The organism is Lysinibacillus sphaericus, from assembly GCF_002982115.1.
GTDB classification, from domain to species: Bacteria; Bacillota; Bacilli; order Bacillales_A; family Planococcaceae; genus Lysinibacillus; species Lysinibacillus sphaericus.
Genome location: NZ_CP019980.1, coordinates 1,878,811 through 1,892,911, shown reverse-complemented (window position 1 = coordinate 1,892,911; position 14,101 = coordinate 1,878,811). Strand labels below are relative to the sequence as shown.

General features: G+C 38.7%; 13 protein-coding genes and 2 riboswitches. Of the genes, 6 read left to right on the top strand and 7 right to left on the bottom strand.

Going from position 1 to position 14,101, the window contains the following annotated elements; translation table 11 throughout:
• From cobK to LS41612_RS09465, 4 genes are read right to left on the bottom strand one after another with little or no spacing between them, the layout of a single operon-like run.
• On the bottom strand, nucleotides 1-762 hold the full coding sequence (cobK, locus tag LS41612_RS09480) for a precorrin-6A reductase (protein WP_024361110.1): 762 nt from the start codon (nucleotides 760-762) through the stop codon (nucleotides 1-3).
• Nucleotides 759-1,667: a sirohydrochlorin chelatase gene (locus LS41612_RS09475; protein ID WP_024361111.1), complete on the bottom strand. Its 909-nt coding sequence runs from the start codon at nucleotides 1,665-1,667 to the stop codon at nucleotides 759-761. The genes cobK and LS41612_RS09475 overlap by 4 nt, the downstream gene beginning before the upstream one ends.
• Nucleotides 1,668-1,681: 14 nt before the next feature.
• A complete protein-coding gene (gene cobJ / locus LS41612_RS09470; protein ID WP_024361112.1) occupies nucleotides 1,682-3,352 on the bottom strand; it encodes a precorrin-3B C(17)-methyltransferase in 1,671 nt (556 codons plus the stop codon).
• Between the two features lie 3 nt (nucleotides 3,353-3,355).
• Nucleotides 3,356-3,727, bottom strand: a complete 372-nt coding sequence (locus LS41612_RS09465; protein WP_024361113.1) for a (2Fe-2S) ferredoxin domain-containing protein — start codon at nucleotides 3,725-3,727, stop codon at nucleotides 3,356-3,358.
• Nucleotides 3,728-3,863: 136 nt separating this feature from the next.
• Nucleotides 3,864-4,043: riboswitch (cobalamin riboswitch) on the bottom strand.
• A gap of 254 nt (nucleotides 4,044-4,297) precedes the next feature.
• Nucleotides 4,298-4,481, top strand: a riboswitch (cobalamin riboswitch).
• 143 nt (nucleotides 4,482-4,624) lie between these two features.
• Here LS41612_RS09465 and LS41612_RS09460 point away from each other — a divergent pair.
• The 5 genes from LS41612_RS09460 to LS41612_RS09440 all read left to right on the top strand — a co-directional run bounded on the left by LS41612_RS09460 (nucleotide 4,625) and on the right by LS41612_RS09440 (nucleotide 11,146).
• Nucleotides 4,625-5,371: an energy-coupling factor ABC transporter permease gene (locus tag LS41612_RS09460; protein ID WP_024361114.1), complete on the top strand. Its 747-nt coding sequence runs from the start codon at nucleotides 4,625-4,627 to the stop codon at nucleotides 5,369-5,371.
• 1 nt (nucleotide 5,372) lies between these two features.
• Nucleotides 5,373-5,645, top strand: coding sequence for an energy-coupling factor ABC transporter substrate-binding protein (locus tag LS41612_RS09455; protein ID WP_024361115.1), 273 nt, complete (start codon nucleotides 5,373-5,375; stop codon nucleotides 5,643-5,645).
• Nucleotides 5,646-5,648: 3 nt separating this feature from the next.
• Entirely contained in the window at nucleotides 5,649-6,425 is a 777-nt protein-coding gene (cbiQ, locus tag LS41612_RS09450; protein WP_024361116.1) for a cobalt ECF transporter T component CbiQ, read from the top strand.
• The gene (locus LS41612_RS09445; RefSeq protein WP_024361117.1) at nucleotides 6,418-7,254 is read left to right on the top strand and encodes an energy-coupling factor ABC transporter ATP-binding protein; all 837 of its coding nucleotides are present in this window, start codon (nucleotides 6,418-6,420) and stop codon (nucleotides 7,252-7,254) included. The genes cbiQ and LS41612_RS09445 overlap by 8 nt, the downstream gene beginning before the upstream one ends.
• 370 nt (nucleotides 7,255-7,624) lie before the next feature.
• Nucleotides 7,625-11,146, top strand: a complete 3,522-nt coding sequence (locus LS41612_RS09440; protein ID WP_024361118.1) for a S8 family peptidase — start codon at nucleotides 7,625-7,627, stop codon at nucleotides 11,144-11,146.
• 70 nt (nucleotides 11,147-11,216) lie between these two features.
• Here LS41612_RS09440 and LS41612_RS09435 read toward each other — a convergent pair whose 3' ends face one another.
• Nucleotides 11,217-11,657, bottom strand: coding sequence for a GNAT family N-acetyltransferase (locus tag LS41612_RS09435; RefSeq protein ID WP_024361119.1), 441 nt, complete (start codon nucleotides 11,655-11,657; stop codon nucleotides 11,217-11,219).
• Between the two features lie 177 nt (nucleotides 11,658-11,834).
• A complete protein-coding gene (locus LS41612_RS09430; RefSeq protein WP_024361120.1) occupies nucleotides 11,835-12,080 on the bottom strand; it encodes a YkuS family protein in 246 nt (81 codons plus the stop codon).
• Nucleotides 12,081-12,277: 197 nt separating this feature from the next.
• Here LS41612_RS09430 and LS41612_RS09425 point away from each other — a divergent pair, with 197 nt between their 5' ends.
• Complete coding sequence (locus tag LS41612_RS09425; protein ID WP_024361121.1) at nucleotides 12,278-12,826, top strand: GNAT family N-acetyltransferase; 549 nt, start codon at nucleotides 12,278-12,280, stop codon at nucleotides 12,824-12,826.
• A gap of 40 nt (nucleotides 12,827-12,866) precedes the next feature.
• On the opposite strand, the gene LS41612_RS09420 is transcribed toward LS41612_RS09425, so the two are convergent.
• Nucleotides 12,867-14,099 (bottom strand): DNA polymerase IV, encoded by a 1,233-nt coding sequence (locus LS41612_RS09420; protein WP_024361122.1) that lies wholly within the window; start codon nucleotides 14,097-14,099, stop codon nucleotides 12,867-12,869.
• Nucleotides 14,100-14,101: the final 2 nt, after the last annotated feature.

Below are 14,101 nucleotides of genomic sequence, written 5' to 3'. Positions count from 1 at the left end.
CTAAAGTATGTTTTGCACAGCCTGAAGTACGTCCTCAAATGAGGAATATTGCTGGCCGTATTGGATATTTGGTCGTGCTATTAAAATCGTTTCGATACCACATGCTAGAGCGGCTTCTAGTTTTTCATCTACTGAGCCCACTTTGCCACTTTCTTTTGTAATCATTAAAGTGACATCATATTGGCGGAATAATGCTTCGTTTAACTCTTTTGAAAAGGGTCCTTGAATGGCTACAATATCTCGTTGTGCCACACCAAGCGCTTCACATTTTTCCATATTATCAAGGCGAGGCAGCATACGTGCAATGACACGAGTATGTTCTAACCCTTGCAAGACCTTTGTAAATGTAGCAAGTGTTTTACTACCTGTTGTCAGCATAATGACGCCTCGTTTTGTCGCAGCTAATTGTGCTGCTTCCTCGTAATCTTTAACGACTGTAATCAGTGGATGTTCGTAATGCTCATTTGCGCGTTCATAGCGGATATATGGAACACCTGCACTTTTTGCCGCTGCCATGGCATTTTTAGAAGCTTCCTCTGCAAATGGGTGCGATGCATCAACGACTAAACGATCCCCTCGTTCAGTAATAAGTGCAGCCATCTCCTCTGCCGTCAATCGACCGACTAAATGAGGCAGTCCAACTTGTGCCAGACTTGTAGCAGCTGAATCTGTGACAACGGTAGCTGTAACAGCATAGCCTGCTGACTGCAATGCAAGTGCAAGATTTCTTGCATCGCTTGTCCCTGCTAACATGAAAATCATTTCACTAGCTCCTCTTCATGATCGTGGTGGTGATCGTGATCGTGGTCATGATGATGATGGTGATGACCATGGTCGTGGTCATGGTCGTGATGATGCTCCACGAATGCCGATGCATTAATACGGTACTGACATGTATCACAGTTCATTTTTACGTCTCCTGCAATGGCCTCTTCCATACGATCTAGCAACACCGTTTTTAATTTTGGATGGTAGCCAAAGTAATCCGCCAATTGGATGTCTAAATCAGCATATGTGGCTGCATAGCTCTTTTGCATCCCCTCCATACGCTCCATTAAGATGCCTGTAAATAAGAAATACGGCAACATAATAATCTTTTTCGCGCCAAGACGATAACAGCGTTCGATTCCTTCGTCCACTGAGGGATTCGTTACGCCCATAAATGCACACTCCACTGTTAGGACATCTAACTGTTCCCAAAGCAAACGACCAATTTTATAAAAATCACTGTTTGCATCCGCATCACTTCCACCGCGGCCGATAAATAAAATCGCAGTATCTTCTTGTTTTTCTTTAATATTCAAGCCTGTTCCTGATAAACGTTCTGTTAAAATATTTAACACTTCTTCATGCACACCAAGTGGTCGCCCATATGTAAAAGTTACATCCGGATATTTTAAACGAGCTGCATCAATCGCTGCAGGGATATGAATTTTTGAATGGCCTGCTTGCAATAAAATAATGGGCACAGCATACACCTCTGTAGCGCCACGCTTTACACATGCATCAATACCTGCTGGGATATTAGGTGCTTCAAATTCTAAAAAGCAAGTTTCAACGATATAACTGTCGTCAATTGAAGGAGTCAATTGTTGAATAAACGTGCGTACCTCATCATTTCCTGCTGCTAAACGGCTCCCATGGCCAATAAATAAAATTGCTTTCATTTCTTTTCTCCTCACTAGTCGCCGCACGGTGCTGGCTCTACTTTTATTTTGGATGACATATCTTGATACGTAAAATGCAATATTTTTTTCACTCGTTTAAAATACTTAAACAAGCGTTCATTTGGATGTGCATTTGCCTTATATTCCTCGATAATCGCTGTAATAAGCGGAATAAGCTGTTCTGGCTCTAACCCCTCTACGACAGGCTGTGCTGCATGTGCTGTTCGACCTACTGGCTTTGCTCCGATAAAGACATCAAATTTACTTTTGCGATAAACAATACCGATATCATCAAACACAGCACGATAACATGCCATGCCACAGCCATTAAAGCCAATATTTAATGTTTTCGGCAATGACAACCCACCAAGTTTTGCTTGAAGTTCTTCTGCATATGGGATGGAATCAGCCTTCTCCCCATAACAGAAATCACATGCCTTTAATGACAAGACATCCCCAATTGGTGAGAGTAAAAACCCTACTTCTTTCAACTTCTCTGTTATCGCTTGTGGTTCTGTCGTTGGGATTTTTAAGTGAATTTGATGGTCTGGCGTATACTCCATCGTGCCTTCATCTCCCACAACTTCAGCCAATGCCATCATCTGCTGTGGTGTAAAAAATTTATTTGCTACCCCAGGGCTAACAGCTAGTTCAAAAATTGACTCCATTTTTTGTTGAACTAGCTTTGGTGTGGCTTTTGTTGCAGTTGTCCCCTGCACCATTGCAAGTGCTGTTGCTGCCATTTCTAAAGACGATTTTGTCGGTGTTGATACAGGCGTAATGGCAATATTACTTTTCATCCGTCCTGCATTTGGATCTGCCGCAAAATCATGGCTTGCAGTACCTGTTTCTTGGTTCATTGCCCACGGTTCATTTTCTTCTCTTAAACGCTGATGAGGACGTAAAGGCTGTTTTTCTTCCCCGAGCGTATATTTACGTTGATAGCCTCGCGGTGTAATCATTTTATTATCATAGAAAAACGTCGAAGAGTTGCCGATAATAACCGTTGTTAACATGCCGATATCATGCTCAAGCATCTCTGCTAAAGTCGTCATCGTAATTTCCTGACGCTCTCGGTAGGCACTCTTGACAAGACCTACAGGCGTATCAGGCGAGCGATATTCAAGTAAAATCCGCTGGGCTTCTACAATTTGACGTGTACGGCGACCACTTTTTGGATTATATAAAGCGATGACAAAATCTGCCATAGCTGCTGCTTCCACACGCTTGGCGATTAAATTCCATGGCGTTAAATGGTCACTTAAACTAATGGTACAAGAGTCATGCATAATCGGTGCACCTAGTAAACTTGCACAGGAATTAATAGCTGAAATACCTGGTACAATTTCGACTTCAACACCTGTTGCTTCTGTCCAACCAAGCTCAATAAGCACTTCATAGACAAGCCCCGCCATCCCATATACACCCGAATCTCCACTTGAAATAACGGATACAATATTGCCAGCTTCCGCTTGACGTACTGCTTCTTGCGCTCGTGAAACTTCTTCTGTCATGCCCGTACTAACAATCGACTTTGCACTAACTAAATCTTGAATAAGCTCAACATACGTTTTATAGCCAATAATAAATTCACTTTGTTGCAGTGCCTCCACAGCACGAGTCGTAATATGGTTAAAATCACCAGGGCCAAAGCCCACAACAAAAATCTTTCCTTTTTGCGCCATTTTTTACCCCTCTTTCACCTTGTCGATGCCTTTAATGGCTGTTGTTTGCGGTGTACGCTGTAATGTACCTTCTTTCAGTGTAAAAACATGTTCACTATGTAAAGAGTCATGGTTTAAATCTTGTACAAGTGTTCTCCCGTGTTCAACCGATGGCACACGATACCAATTTCCTTGTGGATAAGCGATGACAACACAGGCATCTTTGCATCTGCCATTACAGCGCGTTCTTGTCGTATGTATTTCCTTATCAAGTGCTAATTTCTCGATTTCATCTCGTATTGCTAGGGTAATTTCCTCTGCCTCTTTTTTCATGCAGCTACTGCCATTACAAATAAAAAGATGCGTTTTCATTCCCTCTAAGTTCCAAGTTGTCATTGCTTTTCTCCCCTCATTTACTTTTAGGAAAAAGAAAAAACCTTCACTCTATATCGAAGAGTAAAGGTTTTGTAGAAGCCAAAATAAAAACGAATATACACGTATCCGCTCTCGCTTCACTTCTCCCTCCGAAAAGTTTGCATGCCATCAATAAGCAGGTTTCCTGACTTAAGCTTCCTTTTACTCTCGCGCCTTCCCAAGTTTTCAGTGGCATTGCGATTTCATCAGCTATTACAGTAGCGGGGGCTGTATCGGATTTACACCGATTTCCCTATTATCTCGAACTTTTTCGAGCACTTATAGATGTATCTATATTAAATTGAAATGCTGTAAGTTTTTAAAATGAATTGAAAACTGTCTCTATCATAGCCTATTTTTTTCATACTTTTCAACATTTCTTTTTCATTTATTAGATTTTTAATAAAATTTCAACAAGTATTTCATTGATAGCGACCGTTATTCTCTTGTATTTATCTGAATTTTCTAGAATGTCAAACAACGAAAAATTTTTTTTATAAAAAAGGATAGCTTGCGAATGGAAAAACATGTTACACTGTGTCGTGAAATCTCACAATTTCATCTTTTTTCGGTGCGAAGTGTAGCCATTTCGCTTAAAAGGGAAGCCGGTTCAAGTCCGGCGCGGTCCCGCCACTGTACTAGGGAGTTTTATAGAGAATGTCACTGTCCAATGGACGGGAAGACCTATAAAACGTTGAACTAAAGCCAGGAGACCTGCCGAAAAAAACGTGATCGTTTCAACCTACGAGGATAGGTGTGCGGCTTAGCAGATGATGATTCTATTTGCTTTTTCAGCTATGCACTTTTCCTAAATTAGGAGAAGTGCTTTTTTTATTGCGCACGCTACATTCGAAAATTTTGATTTAAGGAGGAGAGATTTTGAAATTATCTTTTTGGAAACTTAGTTACTTCCTACTAGCATTTTTACTAGTACCAAAACGAGCATTTGCCATGCACATCATGGAAGGATTTTTACCGATTGAATGGGCGATATTTTGGTGGATTATTTCGATTCCATTTATTATTTTAGGGCTACGCTCAATTCGCAAAACAATTGATGAAAACCCTGAAACGAAAATGATATTAGGGCTATCAGGGGCATTTGCATTCGTGTTATCTGCATTAAAGATTCCATCTGTTACGGGCAGTTGCTCACACCCTACTGGTGTTGGACTTGGCACAGTCCTGTTTGGCCCATTAGCAATGAGTGTGATTGGGACAATCGTCTTATTATTCCAATCGTTACTATTAGCGCATGGTGGCATTACCACTCTTGGCGCAAATGCTTTTTCCATGGCGATTGTAGGACCAATGATTGCGTATGCTGTTTTTAAAGGTGCTCAAAAAATCGGTCTATCCTTTTCTCTCGCTGTCTTTTTTGCAGCAATGCTTGGGGATTTGGGTACATATGTTGTCACATCCGTTCAACTTGCACTTGCCTTCCCTTCAGAAGTGGGAGGCTTTATGGCTTCATTCACGAAATTCGCAGGGATTTTCGCGTTAACACAAATTCCTCTAGCGATTAGTGAAGGGATTTTAACTGTCATTGTGATGAATTTCTTAAAAAAATACAATGTAAGCGAATTAAAAGCTTTACGTGTTTTCTCTGCAAAGGAGGCACATTAACATGAAGAAAAATTTACTGTTATTAGCTATTGTGATATTTTTAGCAATCATCCCTCTATTCATCCAAAAAGGCGCTGAATTCGGCGGTGCTGACGGTGAAGCTGAAGCAGCCATTGGTGAAATAAACAAAGAATACGAACCATGGTTTGAAAGCTTATGGGAGCCACCAAGTGGTGAAATTGAAAGTCTATTATTCGTCTTACAAGCCGCTATTGGCGCTGGTTTTATTGGCTATTTCGTGGGCTATATGCGCGGTAAGCATAAAGAAGGTTAAACGATGTTACTCATTGATAAGTATGCTTATATGAATAAACTAGCGTCCGTTCATCCGTTAGAAAAAATGACGTTCTCCCTTGGGTTGTTGCTATTGTCGCTTATCATGAGAGATGAACAAATTTCACTCATTACATTTCTTGTAATGAGTGCTTTTATCATTTTAGGCGCAAAAATTCCTTTACAATATTATGCAAAACTCCTGCTTTTACCGAGTTTTTTCTTGCTCTCCAGTTTACTATCTATTTTGATTTCGATTGCACCTGCTGCTAGTATTTTGCCGGCGCATCTATGGACATTTTCGCTAAGCCAGTGGACCATTTTTATAGGAAATGACAGCTTGATAACAGCGCGGCACCTGTTTTTCACCGTTTTGGGCAGTATTAGTTGTTTATATTTTTTAATTTTAACGACTTCCGTACAATCCATTTGTTATGTCTTACGGCAATGGCGGTTGCCAGCTTTATTTGTAGAGTTGGTAGAGCTAACATACCGTTTTATTTTTATCTTTTTGAACAGCATGCAAAAAATTCATCTTGCACAACAAGCACGTCTTGGTTATCAATCACCAATGCAATGGCTTCGGTCGATTTCCATGCTTATTGCAGCACTGTTTGCCGAAATGTTCCAACGCAGTCGCGAACTAAATAATGCGATGCAGGCACGCGGTGGCGAAGCTGTCTATTGGCAAGAAAGTAGTAGCTACAACAAGAAAAACTGGTTAGGCATTGTTATTATTTTCGTATCCCTCATTATCTATGGAGGTATTTCTCATGACTGAGCTTTATTTTGATCTTCAACATTTATCTTATGCTTATGCAGACGGCACTAAAGCTTTAACAGATATTACTTTGCAAATACCAAAGGGAAAAAAAATTGCCCTGCTTGGTCACAATGGCGCAGGTAAATCTACGTTATTTCAGCATTTAAATGGTATTTTAAAACCGACAGCTGGCACTATTTCTTTTTGTAACGAAACGCTTAGCTATTCTAGAAAAGCATTAGCAACATTACGACAACAAGTTGGCATCGTCTTCCAAGATGCGGACAATCAACTTTTTTCTGGTACCGTCAAGCAAGACATAGCTTTCGGGCCATTAAATCTTGGCTGGTCAAACGAAAAAATTGAAGAAAAAATCGCGTGGGCTGTTGCGCAAACAGAGGTTGAAGCATTGCTTGATAAGCCTATTCACTTTTTAAGCGTCGGACAAAAGAAACGTGTTGCCATGGCTGGTGTGCTCGCAATGGAACCTTCCGTCTTACTATTAGATGAACCGACTGCTGGGCTAGATACTTATTATGCGGCACAATTATTACAGTACTTAGCTAAATTAGAAGATGGGCAACGTACGTTTTTATTAGCGACACATGATATCGCTTTAGCCTATGAATGGGCGGATCAAATAATCGTGATGGAGGCAGGGAAAATCATTTATAATGGGGATCCAATCGACATGTTCTACCAAGAGGAATTGCTTGAAAAAGCCCACCTTGAACGACCATGGGTATTTGAAATGACGCTTGCCTTACAAACAAAAAAACTATTGGGCGACAATATAGCAATGCCTCGTTCCAAAAAAGATTTACACAAACTTATTGAACAACTTTAAGTACGTATCGAGCATAACGAGTACTAGATGCTAGTTGTCGCCATACACTCCTTCTTAAGGAACAAATCTAGTAGCCACCACCCTCATCTATGAATATCTACCAACCTTGCCATATCCCGTATGCAACGAACCGTGTTGTTGTCAAACACCCACCGTTACATACGGGACGATTAATATTCCTCCGTCTTTCACTCCGCAAAAGACCGATGAACAACTCATGCGAAAAAACCTATAAAACTTTCATTTATAAAACAATATACTAGTTATAACAAAAAAACTTGTAAAAAAATTTTATTGTGGTATGAAACCTTTCTCTTTACCATCCGTTATAAATATTGTAGTTTATAATTTTTTAAGGAGGTAATAACAATTGAAAAACTGGGTGATGAAATCAATCGCTGTCGTAGCATGTTCTGCCTTACTGGTTCCTGCTGCTTCTGCCTTTGCTGAAGCACCACAGAACCCAGAATCAGTGAAAACTATGCTCGCTAGCAACAACAAACAAGGAGCGAAGCAGTTCAAGCAACAAACAGGAGGAAACGAATGGATTAGTGATAATACGATTATCGTGAAACATTCGGGTCTTGCTAAGAACGTACATAGTAAAATAGGTGCAAAAGTTATTCGCTCCATTCCTTCATTAGGTTACGATGTAATCCAACTTAAAAAGGGACAATCGTTAACAGAGGTTGTTTCCTACTACGCCAAGCAAAAAGGTGTAAAAAGTGTATCCCCAAGCTACAAATATCATTCCTTTAACACTATTGTAGATCCAAAGAAAAAAGATATGTATCATTTGCAGCTACTGGAAATTGATAAAGCACTAGCATTAGCTGGCAATCATGATGTAAAAGTAGCCGTTATCGATTCGGGTGTAGACTATAAACATCCCGATTTGCAAGCGCAAGTACTGCCACCATATAATGCGGTAAAACCTGCCGACTCTCCTGTTGCTGATGCTCACGGCACGCATGTCGCTGGCATTGTAGGCGCGACAAAAGATAATGGTATCGGCGGGCATGGGGTATATCCTAATGCCAAAATCCTTCCAATAGACGTCTTTAACGGACAAGAAGACGCGAGTGATTTTGCCATTGCTCAAGGCATTCTTTATGCCATCGAACAAAAAGCGGACATTATTAATATGAGTCTTGGTGGCTATGGAGAGTCCCCTCTAATGGAAGAGGCTGTTAAAATGGCGATTGATAAAGGGATTACCGTCATAGCTGCGGCAGGCAATGAAGCAACCGATAATTACTCCTTCCCAGCTTCTTTTGAAAGCGTTATTAGCGTTGGTGCTACAAATGAACAAAATAAATTAGCTAGCTTCTCAAACTATGGTCCATCTGTAAACTTGGTGGCTCCGGGAGAAGATATATATAGTACCGTCTACGATGAAAAGAAAGGCTCGTCCTTCGCAATATTTAGCGGTACATCAATGGCATCACCTGTTGTTGCAGGTGTAGCGGCACTATTAAAATCCAAATATCCAAATTTAAAGCCTTATGAAATAGAAGCGATTCTTGAATTGACTGCTAAAGATTTAGGGGAGCCAGGCTACGACCTTACGTATGGACATGGTCTGGTTGATCCTGTTAAAGCACTACAATTTGATATTAATAATCTACCTAAACGCTATAACGAAACAAAAGAACAACGGTTGAATAACGCCAAAGTACTGAAAAAGAATGTTCTAAATACAGAAAAAGGTGAGTTTAGGCTTCCAGAAGAGAAAAAATGGTACAAGGTAGATTTAAATGCGAATGAATATGCTCAATTGTCTTTAAAAGGTGCCGAAAATTACGATTATGCATTTGATTTATACTTCTACCCTACTGGTTATAGTGGCGATGTAGAACCGATTAAAGTAAATGATGTGCGCGTGAACCAACAAGAGGGCTATCTATATAAAGCAGAGAAACCAGGAACACTTCTTATTGGTGTAAAGGACCATAATGGAGGCTATAGCTTAAAGGGCAAGTCTTACTTTACATTTACAGCTCAAACAACAAACACATTACCAATTGATAATTTAACGACGATCGATCAAGCAGTGGCGATACAAAAATTCCCATTCAATACACAAGGGAAAAACTATACACTGCTTTCTAAAGATCATGAGAGCGACCAAGACTATTTCACATTCACTGTTTCAAAGCCAACGACGTTGAAATTTGATTTATCTGGTATCCCTGGTGTAACTGCATCTTTAGAACTTTATCTAAAAACAGATTTTGAACATGAACCTTCAGAACAAGGTGACGATAAAGAAGATGATGAACGCCTCCCAATCTCGGCATTAAGCAGCAAAACAAAAGGCGAAGGAGTTAGTCTTATTGTCGATGTCGAACCTGATGAAGAATATGTCCTTAGCGTTACAAATAACAGTGATAACGATTCTTCATTCGAGTCTTTCTTAACGTTTTTAAGTGGCGGCATTGACAATGAAGAAAACGATAGAATTAACGAGTCCATTTTTCCTTACACATTAACTGGTGAAGTCGTTTATTTACCTGAAGATGAAGACGGTCTTCCATTAATTGAACCGACACAAGAAGCCGAGGAAAATAATTCTTCCTCACCTGCTCCATCGAAAACAAAAAAACGTCAACAGAACTTTAACAAAAAACTATTTTCAAGTATAGAAGTATCTGATGAAGAAGAGGACTCAAAAGTAATTTTGGAGCATGCAATTCCTTATACGATTGGTAAAGAATACAAGGCATACTTCCAAACAGATGAGGATATCGACTATTTTATTTTCACACCACAAGAAGATGCCATCTATAGTTTCCAACTTCAAAAAGGCAAAAATCAAAGACCAACTGGTAGTATTTTAGAATATGATGAGGAAACGAAAGAATTGCAACTAATTTCTTCATTAACGAATGATCCAGCGATTATTTCACGACTCTACGGCATAACAATCAATGAAAATGATCCCAAGACAATTGCTTTGAAAAAGGGTAAAACTTATGTTGCTAAAGTCTTAAATTTCGGTGATCGTTCTACCGAACCATATATTTTTAAAGCAAATAAAATTGCGGCAATTCCCCAAGACCAAAATAAAGAAATCAATACAGTTGAAAATGCCCGTTCAATTGAATCTGGTACCAACTATCAAAATAAACTCGTTTTTTATGATGATATAAATTATTACTACTACAATCATCAGGGCGAAGATACAGTATTAAGTCTTCTCATCAATTCCGAGCCATATACAAATAAGCAAGGAACGTCATTACCAAGAGAGCTACAAATAGATTTGAAATTTACGGGCTCTATCATTGAAGATACTAATGGTAATAAGCAAATTGACGGCAATGAAATGCAAACAGAAATTCCATTTGGCCAAGGTGAAAGCTATTTTGAAAGGCTACTTGGTATATCAGGGATATCGGCGCTAAATACATCATTTAAAGTAAAAAAAGATTATGGTTACTTTATTGCTGTTAATGCCATCGATAACGGCTTAGTTTCGACTCAGCCATATACTTTAACGCTGTTTGATCATAAAAAGAAGGATGAGGATGCGGATTCTAAATTAGTCAATGGTATACCTACAAAACCATCTTCACTAACGAAAACAGACGATAAATGGGTAGCTACTCAATATTTCAACGCAAATGTACCGTTTGGTGATAAGGACTATTTTGAATTCTACAATGACAGTAAGCACAATGTAACGTTCACCTTACTAACCGAAAAAGGTTTGGATGGTGTCATCCGTATTATTGATGCTAAAGGACGCACAGTAAAAACCATCGATAATTACGGTGCCGATGATGCCGAACTAGGTATCGTACCATTGGAGCCAGGAACATACTATATTGAAGTTAGTGAAGCAAATGGTCGAGCAAGTACACAACCGTATACACTGGCAATACAGTAAATGCATTACCTTTCTGTCAATAGAAAAGCCCTAGATTGATATCTAGGGCTTTTTCATAATTACCATTCATTTAACCAAAATACTTTACATAATTACAATATTGATCTTGTATCATATTCAGATTTTCATATAATTTACGCGCATGTACATTGTCAGCAGCGGTTTGCAATGTCACATAACGTGCCGATTGCTGCTCACAATATTGAAACACTTTTTCCATCAATGCTGTGCCTACCCCTTGGCCCCTCGCTTCATCCGTTACATAGATATCATTTAGTATATAAGCACGCTGTAATGCGATAGAAGAAAACGTTGGGTACAGTTGTGCAAACCCTATTGATTTCCCATTTTCCACAGCAATAAAAATAATGGATTCTTTTAAAGCCATCCGTAATTGGATAAATGCTTTGGCATTACTAATATCCGATTCTAGTCCATAAAACTGCCGATACTCATCAAATAGCACTGTTACATCTTCTAATTCATCCATTGTTGCGTGAAGTATTTCCATTTCATTCTTCTCCCCTTATGTCTACCCATGATGGTCTTAAAATGTATGTAGCTAGTGTTCATTATAAAGGAAATGATAGGATAAAGATATTGTCAATAGTACCTCACTAGTCCTATACGACATTCAAAAGGTGCCACCTTTGATGTCACGAAGGACTTCAAAAATAGCACCCTTTCTTTAATGGAAATATTGATCTACACGTTGTATTACTTCATCAGCGGAAAGCCCAGCTGCATCGATAATAGGACCTGCCATAATAGGATCACTAATGCCCATGACATCTCTATCTTGTCCTGTAATTACGCAAGCATCACATTTTTTTGCATCTGCTTCATTACGAAGCTGAATCACTTCATACCCTTTTGCTTTTAAAGCATCTTCTACGTTTGATAATGATTGTTCAACACCAATAATTTTAGACATTCTTCTTCCACCTCCTATATGTTAATGTGCCATATAGGTTACCTAATTATTCACTTATTTTATATTTTATTATGTACAAATAACACAGGCTTCAGATAGCTACAAAATCACCTAACAATATACATATAATCCAATTCCACATGATATACTGTAAAAAAGTTTTAAGCTTTAATCACTAACAGGATGGGAGGATAAACATGATCTATAGTAAAACGGCCAAAACAATAGAAACAGAGCGCTTACTGCTTCGTCTATTTCAGGAATCAGATGCACAAGCAGTCAGCAATTATTGTAATAATTATAATATCTATAAAAGCACATTAAATTTACCTTACCCCTATTCATTAGAATGTGCACTCACATGGATTGCAAATCATGAAAAGCATTATGATCTAGATACTATGTATGAATTTGCTATAACAGACAAACAAAGTGGACAGTTATATGGGGCAATCGGTATTTCCAATCATCCACAATATAAAAATGGTGAAATTGCCTATTGGATTGGTGAAGAGCATTGGGGCAATGGCTATGCAACCGAAGCCGCTAAAGCACTAATTGATTTTGTATTTACAGAGAAAAACTATCATCGTGTTTATGCTCGCTATTTTAAATCAAATCCCGCTTCTGGTAAGATTATGGAAAAGTGTGGTATGCGTTATGAAGGTACTTTAAAAGATCATATTTATAAAAATAATACATTTGAAGATATTGTTTTTTACGGAATTATTAACCCAAAAGAATAAAAGGCAAACGAGGTGCTTACGTCATAAAAACGTAAGCACCTTATTTAAGATCATCTAAAAAATCTTTACTAAAGCTCGTCTGTGATTGAAAAGATGATCGTTTTGCAATATCTGCTCCTCTTTTAATGATGCCTTTGCCAAATCGTTCTTCTATCTCATCCACTACCTTTAAAATTGGCTCCTCTTTGATATGCTCTTCAAAATTAAAAAATGTTAATTGCTGTGTCATTTCTTTCATATTGCTGACATTTGAAATGGTTACGCCTAATAATCGGACAGGCTCCTCATTCCAATGTTTTTGAAAAAGGCTCCATGCATGTTCAATAATATCTTCTTTTAAAAAAATAGCATTGTTGACCGATTTACTGCGCGTATAGGTTTTCCAATTAGCTGTACGGATTAAAATACTCACCGTGACGCCAGCAAGTTTTTTAGCATTTAATCGATCCGCTACCTTTTCAGAAAGTGTAGTAATAAGTTTATATAATTCATCTCTATCCGTCGTATCGTGCGAAAGTGTTGTCGAGTTCCCTACACTTTTCGTATCATATATTGCCTCGGGATCAACAGGTCGATCATCCTCACCATTCGCCTTCTGTTTCATACGAACACCATTGATGCCAAATTGTTGCTTTAATAGCCGTTCATCCGCCACAGCTAATTCTCCAATTGTTTGTATACCCAACTTTTTCAACTTCTCGGCTGTGCTTTTCCCAATTCCATGCATTTCTATGACATTCAATGGCCACAGTATAGATGGTACATCACGCTTACGTAATATGGTAATTCCCATCGGCTTTTTCATATCGCTTGCCATTTTCGCTAAAAACTTATTCGGTGCAACACCTATTGAACAAGGCAATTGTAGTTCGTTCCAAATGCGGTCTTGTATGCCTTGTATAAGGTCCATTACATTTTGACCTTCTACCATCGGCAATTGCATATACCCTTCATCAATAGAAACTGGTTGAAGAATTTCACTATATTCTTTCAATAAGCTAAAAAATGCTTTTGAAGCTGCTCTATATCGCTCAAAATTCGGTGGCAGAACAATTAAATCGGCACACTTTCTTCTTGCCTCACCGACATTCATCGTTGTATAAACACCACTTTTTCTAGCTTCATAGCTACATGTAATCACGATACCTCTACGCTCTTTTGGATTACCTGCAATGGCGATTGGTTTTCCTTTTAATGAGGGATCGTAAATTTGTTCCACTGAGGCATAAAAGCAATTTAGGTCAATATGCAAAATAATTCTTCCTTTATGCATTT

What these genes read in the sequence shown, in the direction of transcription:
- cobK (WP_024361110.1), bottom strand. Translation starts at nt 762, where the DNA reads ATGATTTTCATGTTAGCAGGGACAAGCGATGCAAGAAATCTTGCACTT.
- LS41612_RS09475 (WP_024361111.1), bottom strand. Translation starts at nt 1,667, where the DNA reads ATGAAAGCAATTTTATTTATTGGCCATGGGAGCCGTTTAGCAGCAGGA.
- cobJ (WP_024361112.1), bottom strand. Translation starts at nt 3,352, where the DNA reads ATGGCGCAAAAAGGAAAGATTTTTGTTGTGGGCTTTGGCCCTGGTGAT.
- LS41612_RS09465 (WP_024361113.1), bottom strand. Translation starts at nt 3,727, where the DNA reads ATGACAACTTGGAACTTAGAGGGAATGAAAACGCATCTTTTTATTTGT.
- LS41612_RS09455 (WP_024361115.1), top strand. Translation starts at nt 5,373, where the DNA reads ATGAAGAAAAATTTACTGTTATTAGCTATTGTGATATTTTTAGCAATC.
- cbiQ (WP_024361116.1), top strand. Translation starts at nt 5,649, where the DNA reads ATGTTACTCATTGATAAGTATGCTTATATGAATAAACTAGCGTCCGTT.
- LS41612_RS09445 (WP_024361117.1), top strand. Translation starts at nt 6,418, where the DNA reads ATGACTGAGCTTTATTTTGATCTTCAACATTTATCTTATGCTTATGCA.
- LS41612_RS09435 (WP_024361119.1), bottom strand. Translation starts at nt 11,657, where the DNA reads ATGGAAATACTTCACGCAACAATGGATGAATTAGAAGATGTAACAGTG.
- LS41612_RS09430 (WP_024361120.1), bottom strand. Translation starts at nt 12,080, where the DNA reads ATGTCTAAAATTATTGGTGTTGAACAATCATTATCAAACGTAGAAGAT.
- LS41612_RS09425 (WP_024361121.1), top strand. Translation starts at nt 12,278, where the DNA reads ATGATCTATAGTAAAACGGCCAAAACAATAGAAACAGAGCGCTTACTG.
- LS41612_RS09420 (WP_024361122.1), bottom strand. Translation starts at nt 14,099, where the DNA reads ATGCATAAAGGAAGAATTATTTTGCATATTGACCTAAATTGCTTTTAT.